The organism is Serratia sp. Nf2, from assembly GCF_003028435.1.
Lineage (GTDB): Bacteria > Pseudomonadota > Gammaproteobacteria > Enterobacterales > Enterobacteriaceae > Serratia > Serratia marcescens_L.
The window spans coordinates 835538-851842 of sequence record NZ_PYTW01000001.1; the positions used below are offsets into that span (position 1 = coordinate 835538).

At 62.3% G+C, this 16305-nt stretch carries 13 protein-coding genes, 2 tRNA genes, 3 pseudogenes and 1 riboswitch; of the genes and pseudogenes, 9 read left to right on the forward strand and 9 right to left on the reverse strand.

Translation table 11 applies throughout. The features are described from left to right. The first annotated feature begins 91 nt into the window (after window positions 1-91). A tRNA-Asn gene (locus tag C9411_RS03970) sits at window positions 92-167 on the forward strand. A 54-nt stretch (window positions 168-221) separates the two neighbouring features. On the opposite strand, the gene gap is transcribed toward C9411_RS03970, so the two are convergent. The 4 genes from gap to C9411_RS03990 all read right to left on the reverse strand — a co-directional run bounded on the left by gap (window position 222) and on the right by C9411_RS03990 (window position 4181). Next, the gene (gene gap, locus C9411_RS03975) at window positions 222-1232 is read right to left on the reverse strand and encodes a type I glyceraldehyde-3-phosphate dehydrogenase (RefSeq protein WP_063990436.1); all 1011 of its coding nucleotides are present in this window, start codon (window positions 1230-1232) and stop codon (window positions 222-224) included. A 77-nt stretch (window positions 1233-1309) separates the two neighbouring features. Further along, window positions 1310-2284 carry a GlxA family transcriptional regulator gene (locus C9411_RS03980; protein ID WP_107226593.1) on the reverse strand — a complete coding sequence of 325 codons (975 nt, stop codon included), beginning with the start codon at window positions 2282-2284 and terminating at the stop codon, window positions 1310-1312. Between the two features lie 126 nt (window positions 2285-2410). Then, window positions 2411-3145, reverse strand: coding sequence for an SDR family NAD(P)-dependent oxidoreductase (locus C9411_RS03985; protein ID WP_107226461.1), 735 nt, complete (start codon window positions 3143-3145; stop codon window positions 2411-2413). A 13-nt stretch (window positions 3146-3158) separates the two neighbouring features. Then, window positions 3159-4181, reverse strand: a complete 1023-nt coding sequence (locus C9411_RS03990; RefSeq protein WP_107226462.1) for an LLM class flavin-dependent oxidoreductase — start codon at window positions 4179-4181, stop codon at window positions 3159-3161. A 150-nt stretch (window positions 4182-4331) separates the two neighbouring features. After that, window positions 4332-4434: riboswitch (TPP riboswitch) on the forward strand. Window positions 4435-4496: 62 nt separating this feature from the next. On the opposite strand from C9411_RS03990, the gene tenA reads away from it, so the two are divergent. From tenA to C9411_RS04010, 4 genes are read left to right on the forward strand one after another with little or no spacing between them, the layout of a single operon-like run. Further along, window positions 4497-5180: a thiaminase II gene (gene tenA, locus C9411_RS03995; protein WP_063990439.1), complete on the forward strand. Its 684-nt coding sequence runs from the start codon at window positions 4497-4499 to the stop codon at window positions 5178-5180. After that, a complete protein-coding gene (locus C9411_RS04000; protein WP_063990440.1) occupies window positions 5177-5917 on the forward strand; it encodes an ABC transporter ATP-binding protein in 741 nt (246 codons plus the stop codon). Before tenA ends, C9411_RS04000 begins: the two co-directional genes overlap by 4 nt. After that, window positions 5914-6681 carry an ABC transporter permease gene (locus tag C9411_RS04005; RefSeq protein WP_063990441.1) on the forward strand — a complete coding sequence of 256 codons (768 nt, stop codon included), beginning with the start codon at window positions 5914-5916 and terminating at the stop codon, window positions 6679-6681. The genes C9411_RS04000 and C9411_RS04005 overlap by 4 nt, the downstream gene beginning before the upstream one ends. 35 nt (window positions 6682-6716) lie before the next feature. Beyond that, window positions 6717-7652, forward strand: a complete 936-nt coding sequence (locus tag C9411_RS04010) for an ABC transporter substrate-binding protein (protein WP_063990442.1) — start codon at window positions 6717-6719, stop codon at window positions 7650-7652. Here the strand turns inward: C9411_RS04010 and C9411_RS04015 are convergent, their stop codons facing one another. Beyond that, entirely contained in the window at window positions 7653-8393 is a 741-nt protein-coding gene (locus C9411_RS04015) for a transporter substrate-binding domain-containing protein (protein WP_063990443.1), read from the reverse strand. A 286-nt stretch (window positions 8394-8679) separates the two neighbouring features. Between C9411_RS04015 and opgB the strand changes: the two genes are divergently transcribed. Together opgB and C9411_RS04025 are read left to right on the forward strand one after the other, a co-directional pair. Further along, window positions 8680-10983 carry a phosphatidylglycerol--membrane-oligosaccharide glycerophosphotransferase gene (gene opgB / locus C9411_RS04020; RefSeq protein WP_107226463.1) on the forward strand — a complete coding sequence of 768 codons (2304 nt, stop codon included), beginning with the start codon at window positions 8680-8682 and terminating at the stop codon, window positions 10981-10983. 138 nt (window positions 10984-11121) lie between these two features. Beyond that, the gene (locus C9411_RS04025; protein WP_107226464.1) at window positions 11122-12585 is read left to right on the forward strand and encodes an AMP nucleosidase; all 1464 of its coding nucleotides are present in this window, start codon (window positions 11122-11124) and stop codon (window positions 12583-12585) included. A 36-nt stretch (window positions 12586-12621) separates the two neighbouring features. Here C9411_RS04025 and nac read toward each other — a convergent pair whose 3' ends face one another. After that, window positions 12622-13545, reverse strand: a complete 924-nt coding sequence (nac, locus tag C9411_RS04030; protein ID WP_049272346.1) for a nitrogen assimilation transcriptional regulator NAC — start codon at window positions 13543-13545, stop codon at window positions 12622-12624. A gap of 337 nt (window positions 13546-13882) precedes the next feature. On the opposite strand from nac, the gene C9411_RS04035 reads away from it, so the two are divergent. Beyond that, a tRNA-Asn gene (locus tag C9411_RS04035) sits at window positions 13883-13958 on the forward strand. A gap of 96 nt (window positions 13959-14054) precedes the next feature. On the opposite strand, the pseudogene C9411_RS04040 reads toward C9411_RS04035, so the two are convergent. Then, window positions 14055-14315 (reverse strand): annotated as a pseudogene (locus C9411_RS04040) (MFS transporter TsgA); the annotation flags it as partial. On the opposite strand from C9411_RS04040, the pseudogene C9411_RS04045 reads away from it, so the two are divergent. Next, a pseudogene (locus C9411_RS04045) lies at window positions 14305-14701 on the forward strand (integrase core domain-containing protein); the annotation flags it as partial. The pseudogenes C9411_RS04040 and C9411_RS04045 sit on opposite strands and share 11 nt — an antisense overlap. Here the strand turns inward: C9411_RS04045 and C9411_RS04050 are convergent. Together C9411_RS04050 and C9411_RS25495 are read right to left on the reverse strand one after the other, a co-directional pair. Next, window positions 14693-15220 (reverse strand): annotated as a pseudogene (locus C9411_RS04050) (transposase). The pseudogenes C9411_RS04045 and C9411_RS04050 overlap by 9 nt on opposite strands. Before the next feature lie 307 nt (window positions 15221-15527). Next, on the reverse strand, window positions 15528-16259 hold the full coding sequence (locus tag C9411_RS25495) for a hypothetical protein (RefSeq protein WP_146158852.1): 732 nt from the start codon (window positions 16257-16259) through the stop codon (window positions 15528-15530). Window positions 16260-16305 lie beyond the last annotated feature (46 nt).

Genomic DNA, 16305 nt, shown 5'->3' on the forward strand with positions numbered 1-16305 from the left:
TTGCTCAGATACCGAGCAGTCGCACCACTCGAGGCAATTTAGCGTTGACACACCCGGGGCCGCTGGATATGATGCGCCCCGTTCACACGATTCCTCTGTAGTTCAGTCGGTAGAACGGCGGACTGTTAATCCGTATGTCACTGGTTCGAGTCCAGTCAGAGGAGCCATATTTAGAGAAGCCCGCTTAAGGAAACTTAAGCGGGCTTTTTGCTATGGGGCATTTACAGCCCGCGTTTTTCCATCAGCAGCGCCAGATCGACCAAGCGGTTGGAGAAGCCCCATTCGTTGTCATACCAGGCGAGCACTTTCACCAGGTTGCCGCCGATGACCAGCGTGGACAGGCCGTCGATGATCGACGAGCGCGCATCGCCCCGGTAGTCGCTCGACACCAGCGGTTCATCGCTGTACCCCAGGATCCCTTTCAGCGGGCCGGACGCCGCCGCCGCGCGGAAAGCGGCGTTGATCTCCTCCACCGTCGCCGGGCGTTTCAGCGTCACCGTCAGATCGACGATCGAGACGACCGGCACCGGCACCCGCAGCGAGTAACCGGTCAACCTGCCGTCGAGATCCGGGATCACCTTGCCGAGCGCCTTGGCCGCGCCGCTGGAGTAAGGCACGATCGATTCCGCCGCCGCCCGCGCGCCGCGCAGATCTTTTTCCGGCTGATCGTGCAGCGCCTGGCTGTTGGTATAGGCGTGAGTGGTGTTCATCAGCCCGTATTCGATGCCGAAGGCCTGATGCAGCACCTGCGCGGCGGGCGCCAGCCCGTTGGTGGTGCAGCTGCCGTTGCTGACCACGTTATGCAGCGCCGGATCGTAGAGCTGGTCGTTAACGCCCATGACGATGGTGATGTCGTCGTTCTTGGCCGGCGCCGAGATAATCACCCGCTTGGCGCCGCCGTGCGTGATGTGCACTTCCGCCTTGGCTTTATCGGTAAAGAAGCCCGTCGCTTCGATCACCACGTCCACGCCCACGCTGCTCCAGGGGATCTCGGCGGGATCGCGCTGCGAAAACACCTGGATCGGCCGGCCGTCCAGCAACAGCTGGTTGTCGCCAGCTTCCACCCTGGCCGCCAGCGTGCCGGAAAGCGTGTCGTATTTCAGCAGGTGCGCCAGCGTTTTGCTGTCCGTCAGATCGTTGATCGCCACCACTTCAAAATCGCTGCGCCCCAGCGCCGCGCGCAGCACGTTGCGCCCGATCCTGCCGAAGCCGTTAATGCCTACTTTCACCATGATGCTCTCCTCGTTTTGGGCTTTGCCTCAAATCTAGCCTTGCCCCGAGGCGGCGTAAATGACGTTTACCGATCAATTTACGCCAAATTGCGCGCGTGGAAGCGTTCGCGGTATTCGCTCGGGGTCAGCTGCAGTTTGCGCTCAAACACCCGCCGCAGGTTAAGGCCGTTGCCGAAGCCGGTGGCCAGCGCGATCTGTTCGATGCCCTCCGCACTCTGCTCGAGGCGCTGCCTGGCGGTATGCAACCGCCCTTCTTCGACGAATTTGGCGGGAGAAATGCCCGTCTCACGGCTGAATACGCGGGTAAAGTTGCGCGGGCTCATCGCCACGCGTTCGGCCAACCGATCGACGCTGAGATCGTCGGCGAGGTTTTCCAGGATCCAGGACTGCAGGTCGCGGATCGGGCCCGGCGATTTGGCCTGGTTGAGCGGGTAGCGGCTGAACTGCGCCTGTCCGCCGGGGCGACGCAGAAACATCACCAGATCCTGCGCCACTTCGCGCGCCTGCACGAAGCCGTAGTCGTCCTCCACCAATGCCAGCGTCAGGTCGAAGCCTGAGCTGACGCCGCCGGAGGTCCAAATCGGCCCATCCTGCACGTAGATCGGGCCGTTCTCGACCTGCACCCGCGGGAAGCGCGCCTGCAGCGTTTCCGCCAGCCGCCAGTGGGTCGTCGCCCGCCGCCCGTCCAGCAATCCGGCTTCGGCCAGCAGCAGAGCCCCGCCGCAGACCGACGCGATACGGCGCGCCTGTGGCGCGGCGCGGCGCAGCCAATCCGCCACCAGGGCGCCCTCTTCTTCGGTCGCCCCTTTACCGGCGACAATGACGGTATCGCGCGGCAGGGCCGGATCGAGATCCGCCAGGCGATGGTCGGCCAACAGGCTCAGCCCGGACAGGCCGTGTACCACCCGATGGGATTGCGTGGTGGCGACCGCGATCTGATACAGCGGCGCCTCGGCAGGGCTCAGGCGGTTAGCCTGCATCAGGATATCGGCGATGCCCGCCGCCTCGAACAGCATGCCCCCTTCAGGGACGATAATCAGGAATGTATGCATGGCGATAATAAGAAGAACGAGCAAAACAGGTCAGACAGCCACTGTATAAGAAAAGCCTCGCCGGTTCACCCTGCGGGCATAAAAAAGCCCGCCGACAAGCACCGACGGGCCAACAAAGCACTGCCCTCAAGCCTGCGGCAGGCTCACCCCGCCGGCGCGCGCCAACTGCGCCAGCAGCGCCGATTGAAACGCCTCGTCGTGCACCGCGGCGTGGGGATCGAACCGTTGCTGATGGTGCCAATAGCCGCCGGACGCCAGGGCCTGCGGCTCATCGCTGGTCACCAACCACGCCTGCGTCACATGCCCCAGCGCCAGATCGTCGGGCGCATCCGCGCCGCCCATTTTGGTCGGCACCCAGCCGGGATCGACCGCGCTGCTGATCACGTCAGGCCACAGGCGCGCCACGGCGGCGGCCAGCGCGGTGACGAACAGCTTGCTGTCCGAATAGGAGCCCGCAGCGCCGCCGAGCCAGTCTACGCCGTTCAGTTCCGGCGCTCCGTCAAAGTGCATGCTGCTGCTCAGGTAGACGATGCGCTTGGGGCGCTCGATCAGGGCCGTCAGCAGGTAGGGCGCAACGACGTTCACCGGCATCACCTGCGGCCCGGTAAACATACCGGCGTTGTGGATCACCGCGTCCGGGCGGCCGAGGCGATTGACCTGCTCGGCAAGCTGCCGGATCTGCTGCACATCGGACAGATCGCCAATCGCCGCCTGCGCACCGCGATCCAGCAGATCGCGCACCGCGTCCAGACGGCCGGGCTCACGCGCATGCAAAATCACCTGATGCCCTTCGTCCAACAGCCTTTGCGCGGCGGCGCGGCCCAGCCCGTCTACCGAGCCGGTAATGAAAATGCGTGACATGCCATTCCTCCGTTTAGCGCCAGCCGAGCGCCGGCGCGACATGGGTTAAAATCGATTCGATGACGTGGGCGTTGTAATCCACGCCCAGTTGGTTAGGTACGGTCAGCAGCAGCGTATCCGATTCGGCGATGGCCTCGTCCTGCGCCAGCTGCTTGATCAGCACGTCCGGCTCGGCGGCATAGCTGCGGCCGAAGATCGCCCGGGTCTGCGCGTCGATATATCCGAGCTGATCGCCCTCCTTGCCACCGCCGCCGAAGTAGTTGCGATCCCGCTGATCCACCAGCGCGAAGATGCTGCGGCTCACGGAAACCCGCGGCTCATGCGTGTGGCCGGCCTCTTGCCAGGCGGCGCGGTAGGCGCGGATCTGCTTGGCCTGCTGGATGTGGAAGGGTTCGCCGGTCTCGTCGTTCTTGAGCGTCGAGCTTTGCAGGTGCATGCCCAGCTTCGCCGCCCAGACAGCGGTGGCGTTCGAACCGGCGCCCCACCAGATGCGATCGCGCAGCCCGGCGGAAAACGGCTCCGGCCGCAGCAGCCCAGGCGGATTCGGGAACATTGGCTGCGGATTGGGTTCGGCGAACCCTTCGCCGCGCAGCGCTTCCAGGAACACTTCGGTATGGCGGCGGGCCATGTCCGCGTCGGTCTCGCCGTCGGCCGGGGCATAGCCGAAATAGCGCCAGCCGTCGATCACCTGCTCCGGCGAGCCACGGCTGATGCCGAGCTGCAGCCGCCCGCCGGCGATCAGATCCGCCGCGCCGGCGTCTTCCACCATGTACAGCGGGTTTTCATAACGCATGTCGATCACGCCGGTGCCGATCTCGATGCGTTGGGTTTTGGCGCCGATGGCGGCCAGCAGCGGGAACGGCGACCCCAGCTGGCGTGCAAAGTGGTGTACGCGAAAATAGGCGCCGTCCGCCCCCAGATCTTCGGCGGCGACCGCCAGATCGATGGACTGCAGCAGCGCATCCGCTGCGGAACGGGTGCCGGACTGGGCGGAAGGCGACCAGTGGCCAAACGAGAGAAAACCAATCTTTTTCATCGGGAATCGTCCTCAAAGGCAAAATCATCGGCCTACAGTGACAAAAATCGCGCGCTCTGCGCCAGCAAAATCGCCCCCGATCGCACTAAACGAACCGATTGCCGCCGCGCCGCCCGGCGATTGTAATCAAAAAACAAATGTCGTATAACAAGCAGCTCCGAGGGGTGTCCTGTTACGGGCTGAGATGGCGCAAGCCGAACCCTTTGAACCTGATCTGGGTCATGCCAGCGAAGGGACGGTTAGGCAACAACGCTCTCACCCGTTGCCTGTTCATACCCCAGCGTGCCCGGATCTCCACTGACTCAAGGAGGTCCCATGTCCATCACTACCCTGTTCGAAAGCGGTCTTTACGGCCGGCTGCGCCAACAAGCCGGCAGCCACTGGCAAGATTACGTCGATCACCCGTTTCTGCAGCAGCTGGCCGCCGGCACCTTGCCCGAACGCGCTTTTCGCCGCTACCTGACCCAGGACTACCTGTTCCTGCTGCACTTCGCCCGCGCCTACGCGCTGCTGGTCAGCAAGCTGCGCACCCTGCCGGAGATGCGCGCCGCCACCGCGTCGCTCAACGGCATCGTCGCCGAACTGCCGCTGCACGTCGCCTACTGCGCCGAATGGGGACTGAGCGAAGCGCAGATCGCCGCCCAGCCGGAAGCGGCGGAGACCATGAACTACACCCGCTACGTACTGGATATCGGCCATGCCGGCGACGCCCTCGATCTGCTGGCCGGCTTGCTGCCCTGCGTGGCCGGCTATGCCGAAATCGGCCTGCGGCTGCTGCACGATCCCGCCACCCAAATGGAGGGCAATCCTTACGCCTCCTGGATCCGCAACTACGGCGACGAGGGCTATCTGGCCGGCGTGCGTGCCGCCATCGAGCTGCTCGAGACCGTCGGCCACCAGCGCGGCGCACAAGGCCGCCTCACCGAGCTGGCGCAGATTTTCACCACCGCCACCCAGTTGGAATCGGCATTTTGGCAGATGGGGCTGAACGCCTCATGACCTCCCCGCTTCGCCCGCCCGGCATCCAGGTGCGGGATCTCAGCCTGCGTTTCGGTCAGCAAATCGTCTTCGACCGGCTGAGCTTCGACATCGTCGGTGGCAGCTTCGTCGCCCTGCTCGGCGCCAGCGGCGCCGGCAAAACCAGCCTGCTGAAGATCATCGCCGGCCTGGAACGGGCTACCTCGGGCACGGTGACCGGCAGCGACGGCCTGCCGGTCACCGGGCGCATCGCCTACATGGGGCAAAAAGACCTGCTCTACCCGTGGCTGACCGTCGAGGAGAACGTCGCCCTCGGCTCGCGGCTGCGCGGCGAAACGCCGGACCGGGCGTGGGCGGCGCACCTGCTGGAGCGCGTGGGCCTGGCCTCTCATGGCCGCAGCCTGCCTGCCGCACTGTCCGGCGGCATGCGCCAGCGCGCCGCCATCGCCCGCACGCTCTACGAACGCCAGCCGATCGTGCTGATGGACGAACCCTTTTCCGCACTGGACGCCATTACCCGCGCCGAGATCCAGAGCCTGGCCGCCGAACTGCTGGCGCAAAACACCGTGCTGCTGATCACCCACGATCCGATGGAGGCCTGCCGCCTGAGCCACCGGCTGCTGGTGCTGTCGCCCTGGCCGCTGGGCCTCGACGACACCCACCGCATCAGCGGGCAACCGCCGCGCGCGCCGGATGACGCCGACCTGCTGAGAAGCCAGGCCGAGCTGCTGCAACAGCTGGTGAGGGCCGCGCAATGAATATTGCCAAAGAGCGCGGCTTCACCCGCCTACGGCGCGGGCTGACGGTGTTCGTCGGCCTGCTGCTGCTGTGGTGGCTGGCGGCGCAAAGCGGCATTCCGGCCTTTCTGCTGCCCACGCCGAGCGCGGTGGCGCAGGCGCTGTGGGACGGGCGCGGCTACCTCGCCTGGCACACGCTGGTCACCGCTTCGGAGATCGTCAGCGGGCTGGCGCTGGGCGTGCTGCTCGGCGCGGCGCTGGCGCTGTGCATGATCTTCTCGCCGCGCCTGCAGCGTTGGCTGATGCCGCTGGTGCTCACCAGCCAGGCGATACCGGTGTTCGCCCTAGCGCCGCTGCTGGTGCTGTGGTTCGGCTTCGGCATGAGCGCCAAGGTGGCGATGGCGGTGCTGGTGATCTTCTTCCCGGTGGTGTCGGCCTTTTTCGACGGGCTGCGCCGGGTCAACAACGACTATCTCGATCTGGCGCGCACGATGCGCGCTTCGCGCTGGGCGCAGCTGCGGCACGTGCGGCTGATGGCGGCGCTGCCGGCCTTCGGCTCCGGCCTGCGCATGGCCGCCGCCGTCGCGCCGATCGGCGCCATCATCGGCGAATGGGTCGGCTCGGCCGAAGGGCTGGGCTACGTGATGCTGAACGCCAACGCGCGCATGCAGACCGACGTCTGCTTCGCCGCGCTGTTTATTTTGGTGCTGATGACCGTGCTGCTGTGGGCTGCGGTGGATGCGCTGCTGCGACGCCTGATCGCCTGGGCGCCGGAAAACGACTGATGATTGCAACCATAACCAGGGATAAAGGAACGACCATGATCAAACAAACCGTGTGCGGGCTGCTGCTGGGCGCCGCCATCACCGGCCAGGCCGGCGCGGCCGAAAAGCTGACGCTGGTGCTCGACTGGTACATCAACCCCGATCACGCGCCGATTGTGGTGGCCGAGCAGATCGGCGCCTTCAAGGCCGCAGGGCTGGACGTCAAGATCGTGCCGCCGTCCGATCCGGCGCTGCCGCCGCGGCTGGTGGCCGCCAAACAGGCCGACCTCGCCATCACCTACCAACCGCAGCTGCATTTCTTCGCCGATCAGGGCCTGCCGCTGATGCGCGTCGGCACGCTGATCAACACGCCGCTGAATACGGTGATCGCGCTGGATAAAAACATCACGTCGCCGGCGGCTCTCAAAGGCAAAACGGTGGGTTACTCGGTCAGCGGCATCGAACAGGCGACGCTGGCCACCATGGTCGAACACGAGCACCTCAAGCCGCAGGACATCAAGCTCATCAACGTCAACTTCCAGCTGACCAGCGCCCTGCTGGCGGGCCAGGTCGATGCGGTGATCGGCGGCTACCGCAACATCGAAGCGCTGGAACTGAAGCTGCAGGGCAAGACGCCGGTGGTGTTCAACGTCGAAGATTACGGCGTGCCGGCCTACGACGAGCTGATCATCGTCGCCCACCGCGATGCGGTGAACGAACCGAAAATCCGCAAGTTCCTCGCCGCGTTGAAGCAAGGCAGCGACTACCTGCATGCGCACCCGCAGGACACCTGGCTGGCGTTCGCCAAGGCGCACCCGGAGCTGAATACCGAGCTGAACAAACAGGCGTGGCAAGCCAGCCTGCCGCTGTTCGCACGCGATCCGGCCAAGCTGGATCGGGCCCGCTACCAGGCTTACGAACAGTTCTTGTTCGACAACAAGCTGATCAAGAAAATCACCCCGGTGGAACAGTACGCGGTGGAGCTGGACTGATCACGCCGAGGCGGCCGGCGGCGCCACCGTCACCTCGCCCTGGCCGCTGCGCTGCAAGGCCGCCTTCACCAGCCCGTTGGCTTTGCAGCGCTCGATAAAATCGTTCACGTAGGCGGCGCCCTGCGTTTTTTGCCGCGGCACCGCCATCGCCTGGCGGATAGCGGTGAAATGCCCGTCCAGCACCCGGTAGCCGGGATGGGCGGCCGCGGCGGCCAGCAGCGGTTGACGCACGCCGGCCGCCGCCTCCAGCCCCCGTTCGAAAAACAGCGTGATCGCCTCGGCGGAGGTTGCCGCCCGCACCAGCTGCGCCTGCTGCAGCGTGCGCGATAAAAACAGATCGTACGCCGCCCCCTGGCCGACCGCGATGCGCACCTCCGGCCTGTCGAGCTGCGCCACCTCAAAGTAAGGCGCGTCGTTCGCCACCAGATAGGTTCCCTCGATGATCACGTAGGGCTCGCTGAAGGCGATCTGCGCCGCGCGCACCGGCTCGATGGCCATAAACGCCAGGTTCCAGGCGCCGCTGTCCAGGTCGGCGAACACCTTGCCCGCCGCGTCATAGGTGACCAGTTCGAGCGCCACACCCAGCTCCTGGGCCAGCGCGGCGGCCAGCTCCACCGAAGCGCCTTGCGGTTTGCCACCGGCCCCGGCCTGCGCCAGCACCGGATTGCCGTAGTTGATCGCCGCGCGCAACACGCCTTGCGGGGCCAGATCGTCGAGTACCGCGGCGGGAATCGTCTGCATACTTCCTCCTGAATGGCTGATGGGCGCACCGTCGTGGCGCTCATTAAGCGTAGAGCGAAACCTCCGACCAGCAAGCTTTCGCCGCCGAGGCCGCCGTCGGCGTGATTAACGTCACACTATTGTCATAAAAATGTACAATAGCCGCCGCTCGTCGGCCGTAGCGGGAGATCGCGCGTTGTTCCGCCGCCGGCAATAGGCTATACCCTTCACTTTTCGCGCTGCGGCACGCTCGGCGGCGCAAACCAGGGCAGCAACGGTTTTATTTCAATCAGACAAGGTTTGGCGGATGGTTTTAGCAGTCGTTTCGTTTGTTCTCTTTTTGGCGTCGATTTTGATTTATCGCACCCGGGCCGCCGCCAACCGCTGGTGGTTCGCCATTCTGCTGACGCTGCTCGGCAGCTATCTGGTGCTGAACGTCATCCTGATCGCCAGCAACTACTTCACCGGCGACGGCATCACCGACGCGGTGATTTACACCGTCACCAGCAGCCTTAAAGGCGCGGGCATCAGCAAATACGTGCTGCCGTTTATCGGCCTGCTGGCGGCGTTGGGGCTTATCTTCGCGGTGCTGGCCCGCAGCCTGCTGCGCCGCAAGGCCAAAGGCAGCAGCGTGGCCTACAGCGTCGTCGCCGTGCTGCTGGCGCTGTTCTCGGTCGGCACCACCCCGGCGTTTCAGGACATCTCGCTGCTGGTCAAGAGCCAGATCGTCGGCGATACCGCCGATTTCACCACCTACTACAAGGCGCCGAAAAAGACCGTACAGGGCAAGCGCCCGAACCTGGTGTACATCTATGCCGAGAGCCTGGAGCGCACCTACTTCGATACCGAGCTGTTTCCCGGCCTGGCCGACGAGCTGAACGCCCTGCGCACGGACAGCATCGATTTCAGCAACACCCAGCAGCTGCCGGGCACCGGTTACACCATCGCCGGCATGGTCGCCTCGCAGTGCGGCATTCCGCTGTTCGCGCCCTTCGACGGCAACGCCTCCAGCGCGGTCTCCACCTTCTACCCGGAGAACGTCTGCCTGGGCGACGTGCTGAAGGCCGCCGGCTACAGCAACTATTTCTATCAGGGCGCCGAGCTGGCGTTCGCCGGTAAAGACACCTTCCTGAAATCTCACGGTTTCGACCACGTTTACGGCTTCAAAGAGCTGCGCGAACAGGTCGCCGATCCAAGCTACAAAAACGACTGGGGCTGGTACGACGACAGCGTGCTGGACGTGGTGTACGGCAAGTTCGTCGAGCTGTCCAAACAGCGCCAACCGTTCTCGCTGTTCACCTTGACCGTCGATACCCATCACCCGGACGGCTTTATCTCCGCCGGCTGCAGCAAGAAGAGTTACGCTTGGCAGAATAAAGAAAACCGCTCGCTGAGCGCGGTGGCCTGCAGCCAGCAACACATCGCCGCGCTGATCGACAAGATCAAACGCTCGCCCTATTTCAGCAATACCGTGATCGTGGTGTCCTCCGATCATCTGGCGATGAACAACACCGCCTACGATATCCTGACCAAACATAAGCGCCGCAACCTGTTCTTCATCATCGACGGCACCCGGCCGCTGGCGGAACAGCGCAACGAGAAGCGCAGCACGCTGGACAACGGCGCCACGGTGCTGGACGTGATGGGCGGCGACAACTACATCGGCCTCGGCCGCAGCAGCCTGTCGGCGCCGTCGCTGTCTACGGTGTTCCTGAACATCGAAGAGAAGATCAACGGCTGGAAACCGGCGGTGATCAACCAGTGGGGCCTGCCGAACCGCATTAGCGACTACAGCGTGGATACGCGCCAGCGCAGCTTCAGCTTCTCCGGCGTCACCTACAAGGTGCCGTTCATTCTGCGGGTGGGCGATAACCGCATCGAACCGATGTTCAACGTCTACCTTTCCACCCCGCTGCGCAAGCAGCTGGCCGGGCTGGGCGCGGGGGAGAAATTCGTCTGGGTCGATAAATGCTACGAGATCGGCCGGGTCTGGGCGCCGAAACTGGCGTTGAGCACCGACATCTGCGTGGCCTCCGGCACCCTGGCCTCGCCGCCGCAGATCGTGCAGGCCAGCGGCGAACGCTTCCGCGGCAAGGTGAGCTTTACCGCCCCGGCGGCGGACAGCGTCGCCGATTACCAAAACGCCGTCGCTCGCCTGCAGGTGGACGACGCGGCGATGAAGTACCGGGCGGACAGCATCGAGTTCATGCTGCCCGGCCTGCCGGAGCAAGTGAAAGCCATCACCGGCGTTTCCGGCGTCGAGGAGTGGGGCCGCTGGTCCGACGCCAACCTGGCGCCGGCGGTCGACATCGATTACGTCGATCCGCTGCCGAAGACCTTCGATCTGGTGCTGCGCGCCCGCGCCTACGGCAATAACGTCGGCGAACCGATTTCGGTGCGCGTCGGCGACGAAGAGCGTTTCGTGTCGCTCGGCGAACAGGACAGCACCGTCACCCTGCGCTTCGACAACCCGCGCGGCGCGCAGAAGATCAGCATTACCCCGCCGGCGCCGACCGAGCCGAAAGAGAGCGCCAGCGGCGGCTTCACGCCGAAGAAGCTGGGCATCGGCCTGGTGTCGCTGAAGGTCGAGGCGGCAAGCCCCGCCTCCTGATCCCCACGCCTTCACGGGCGCGGTATTTTCTTTGCCGCGCCCGTCATTTCGACCAAGCTTTTACGCCCTTCTTCGGCTAACCTGTGACGGTAAAACGCCGCACCCCCGCCACAGAGCCGGGACATCCAAGGAGAAAGTATGAGCTATGCCCCACCTCGCAGCGGCCTCAGCGCCGATCAGGCACTCGATCAACTGGAAGCCCTGTATGACGCCGCGGTAGACGCGCTGCGTCAGGCGGTCAGCGACTTTATCAACCACGGCACGCTGCCGGATGCGCAGGCGCGCGCCGCCGGGCTGTTCGTGTATCCCGAGCTGCGCGTCAGCTGGGACGGACAACAATCCGGCCCGAACAAAACCCGCGCCTTCGGCCGCTTTACTCATCCCGGCAGCTACAGCACCACCGTGACCCGTCCGCAGCTGTTCCGCCACTATCTGGCCGAACAGCTGGCGATGCTGGAGCACGATTACGCCGCCCATATCGAAGTGGCGCCGTCGCAGCAGGAGATCCCGTTCCCTTACGTGATCGACGGCTCCAGCCTGGCGCTCGATCGCTCGATGAGCGCCGGCATCGCGCAGCATTTCCCCACCACCGAGCTGGCGCAGATCGGTGACGAAACCGCCGACGGCCTGTATCACACCACCGACAACCATTTCCCGCTGTCGCATTTCGATGCGCTGCGCGCGGATTTCTCGCTGGCGCGGCTGCGGCACTACACCGGCACGCCGGTGGAACACTTCCAGCCGTTCGTGCTGTTCACCAACTACACCCGCTATGTGGATGAGTTCGTGCGCTGGGCCTGCGCGCAAATCGCCGATCCGGCTAGCCCGTACATCGCGCTCTCCAGCGCCGGCGGCACCTATATCACGCCGGAAACCAGCGCCCCGGAACAGGCGGTGTCCGATCTGGCGTGGAAAAACCACCAGATGCCGGCCTATCACCTGATTTCGCGCACCGGCCAGGGCATCACGCTGATCAACATCGGCGTCGGCCCGTCCAACGCCAAGACCATCTGCGATCACCTGGCGGTGCTGCGCCCGAGTGCCTGGCTGATGATCGGCCACTGCGGCGGCCTGCGCGAAAGCCAGAAGATCGGCGATTATGTGCTGGCCCACGCCTATCTGCGCGACGATCACGTGCTGGATGCGGTGCTACCGCCGGATATCCCGATCCCGAGCATCGCCGAGGTGCAGCGCGCCCTGTACGACGCCACCAAGATGGTCAGCGGCATGCCCGGTGAAGAGGTCAAACAGCGTTTGCGCACCGGCACTGTGGTCACCACCGACGATCGCAACTGGGAGCTGCGCTATTCCGCTTCGGCGCGGCGTTTCAACCTCAGCCGCGCGGTGGCGGTCGACATGGAGAGCGCCACCATCGCTGCCCAGGGTTACCGCTTCCGGGTGCCGTACGGCACCCTGCTGTGCGTCTCCGACAAACCGCTGCACGGTGAAATAAAACTGCCGGGCCAGGCCAACCGCTTCTACGAAGGGGCGATCTCCGAGCACCTGCAGATCGGCATCTGCGCCATCGATCTGTTGCGCGCCGAGGGCGATCGCCTGCACTCGCGCAAGCTGCGCACCTTCAACGAACCGCCGTTCCGGTAACGGTTCTCAGGCCCGCTGCGGCGGGCCGTTTTTTCCTCAACGCACCAGCGCCAGCGCGCGTTTCTCCTGGCTGCGGCCGCCGGCGATCGACAGCAACATGTCTTTGACCAGCAACGCCGGGGCGGACAACGCCTGTTGGCCCGACATACACAGCGCCAGCGGCACCGACATCGTCGGCGCATTGATGCGCGCCATCCAGGCCTTGGCCGGGCCGATCATCGCGCGCGCCACCGATTCCGGCAGCACGGTCGCCCCCAGCCCGCCGGCGATCGCGGCGCTCAGCGCGCCCGAGGATTCGATCTCCCCCACCACGTTGATCGCCAATTTACGCAGCGCCATCGCCTCTTCCAGCTGATTGCGCACCGCATCGCCCTCGCGCGGCAGGAACAGGTTCAGCCGCGCCACGTCCAGCAGTTCGACGCTGTTGCCGGGATGCGGCACCGCGCGCGTCGCCACCAGATAGAGATCTTCCCGCATCAGTGCGATGGCGTGCAGCCCGGCGGGCATCTTGGCGCCGTAGACCATCGCCATGTCCAGCGTCTGGTTAGCCACCTGCCCGGCCAGCGCCGCGCCGCTGTTTTCATGCAGGCTGAGCAGGATACCCGGCTGCTGATCGCGCAGGCTCTGCAGCAGCGGCAGCGCCAGCTGCGCCGCAGTGCTGCCCGACGCCAGCCCGAGAGACACCTGGCCGCTCATCGCCTGCCCGGCGCTGTTGACCGCGCTCTGGGCCTGCTCGCACTGGCGTAGAATGGTCTGCGCGTGGGCATAGAGAATATTGCCGGCCTCGGTCGGCTGCACCCCACGCTTGGTGCGGATCAGCAGCTGTTGCTTCAGCTCCCCTTCCAGCGTCGCCAGCTGCTGGCTGAGCGCCGGCTGGGCGATGTGCAACACCTCCGCCGCCTGGGTCAGGCTGCCGATATCGACGATTTTCACGAAGTACTTCAGACGTCTGAAATTCATAGTGCCTCCAGCGAGCCGCTAAATTGAGAATGCCGAAATCCGGTCAGGCACTGCAGCAAGATCCGGGCCAGAGTCGGTAAACGGCCAAGGAGGCGGGATATCAGGTGGTCAACGACCGTTCGCCGGGCGGCGCGTGCCACAACGCAGGGCAGACGTTGCACCAACGACAGGCAAATGCGCCGACCCGCGGGCAACTCGGCGGCGCTGCGCGCGGGATAAGCGACAAAAGCGAGAAAAAGCAGCAGGTTGGGTAATCTTGCAGCAAACGAACGCATCGGGCGTCTTCACGCTTTACAAGCCGCAACCGCCCCGCTATTATTCGCCCCGTTCACACGATTCCTCTGTAGTTCAGTCGGTAGAACGGCGGACTGTTAATCCGTATGTCACTGGTTCGAGTCCAGTCAGAGGAGCCATATTTAGAGAAGCCCGCTCAGGGAAACCCGAGCGGGCTTTTTGCCTTTCAGCCGCCGTCAAAAGCTGCGTTTCGCCACCAGCAGCAAGGCGCCGAACAGCGCCGCATATACGCCTAAGTGCGCCACAATTGGCCCGGTGACCACAAAGGTCAACATGGTGCCGACTGTTCCACTGGTCAGAATGAAACTCACCAGATTGGGTGAGGAAACACTCACTTGCTGTGAGCCGAGCGTAATCACCGTGATATAAATCGCGCTGGAAACAAAACCAGGCCCGAAGATGAAATACTTTAAGATGTGAATTTCATCGCCGCTAACAAACAGGAACATGGCCAACGTGGCTAAGGCTGCGAGCACCGGTGGCTATAACAGCATGACCGTGCAGGACATGATGCTGAGAGCCGTGGAGAAGCGCTTCGGAGTGACGCTCCCGGACAAACCGGTGCAGTGGCTGACGGACAATGGTTCGGCGTATACGACGCATGGCACGCGCAAGTTCGCCACAGAGCTGAATCTGGAAGCCTACACAACGGCAGCGAGCAGCCCACGAGTAAGGCATGGCCGAGCGGTTCGTGAAGACGATGAAGGAAGACTACATCGCGTTCATGCCAAAACCGAATGTGCGAACGGCGCTGCAGAACCTTGCTGAGGCGTTCAATCATTACAATGAAAACCATCCGCACAGCGCACTGGGATATCACTCCCCGAGAGAATACCGGCGCCTGCGGGCAATGTTAACTTAAGATACAAAAGCTGTCTGGAGATAGCGGGTCAAGATCATCTTCAGTGTTAATGCCCAGAGCGAGGAATACGGCTTTGTTAATCACGCTGCCAGCCTGACGAACCCCCACCACGATACAGTCAAGATAAACAATGGGATACCGTGCATCAAGAGACCTATTTTACCACTTTGTCACCTGTTCTTTAACTGCATCGGTGACCTTAGATATCAGCGTGGGAGACACGTCCGTATCGTACATTTCCTTGAACGTGGCGACGATTTCGCGGTGGTCATGCCTTTGGCATAGAGGGACCAAATCTGGATGTCCATCTGCGTAATACGCGTCTGGTAACTGAGGTTCAAAGGTGTTTTCACGGTCACGCGGGGTGTTCAGCTCGCTCTCGCCGTCATCACTCAGCAGCGTTTTTGACGCGTAGCCATTGCGGGTATTTGAGCCTTTTTTGGGCGCGTTTTTCTCATGTCCGAGGTGCTCGCTCAGTTCTGCATTGAGCGCCGTTTCGACGGTAAGCTTCGTCAGCATCTGGAAAAACTGGTTGAGGTCGGCTTCCGTTTTAAGGCCTTTGCCAGTTCAGCAGCCAGCGCTTTGAGTTTATTTTCGTCCATAACTGCCTGTCTCGGTTGTGGGAATGAACATATCAAAAACAGGCAGATACACAATTTAAATTACAGTCTCTATTCGCACGTCTTTGGTCGAGAAATTCTACGGCGACCGAGTTGTATTATATTTCATCTTCTTGCTCCACGCCTATACCACTATGGTTTACAGAGTTATTTTATCGCATAGCACATATAACCCTCTTCCCTTTAACACTATATCCTTTAAGCATTCAAATATAGCCAATAAATGGATGAACTCGCTTTTGTCTGACGGGATGAGAATAGCTTAAATATGAATTACCCGGTGTAGCCTCCACTGTTAAAGATGTACACAACCCTTTAACTGTCTCAAGCGTAATTTGCCATAGAAATATCGATCTCATATTAGATATCCGAGTAACCTCCATTGATGCAACGACAAAGGGATCTTTCGATTTTTTTTGGTATGTAGACACCCAGTGATTAAGCCTTTTGTTTTTCAACTCGCCATTCAAAAGATCGTAGTCGAACGTAACATAGTATTCAGTTGGATAAGCATCCGAAAGCCCATCATACATAAACATCTGAACAATATTATATGCATAGCCATTGATCCGGTTCGTTGCGTGTTTTCTCCATATTGGCATTTGCCTGCTAAGACCCCAGTCTTTTTCAATAAAACTAGCCAAATAAATAATCTTATTAGCAGACTGGAAATCGAGAATACCTTTATTATTGGTCGTGATCCACGACTCAAGGCCATAAGGTCGTGGATATGGGCAGCCGTTTTCCTGTAAAAATTCGTTACCTGATTCAGGGTGTAAAAGAGGTGGAATTGGTGATTGCCACATTGAGCGCCAGAGCAGCGTAGAAAAATTCAGAGGTGGCAGCTCAGCACGAGCAATGACTCTGCCAGCAACCGCACGGAGATGTTGTGCACTATATACAGCTAGAAGTTGATAACGTGGGTCAGATGTTAGCATAGCATAAATATCCATCACTACAGTCGTATAGTTAGATAATAGTACA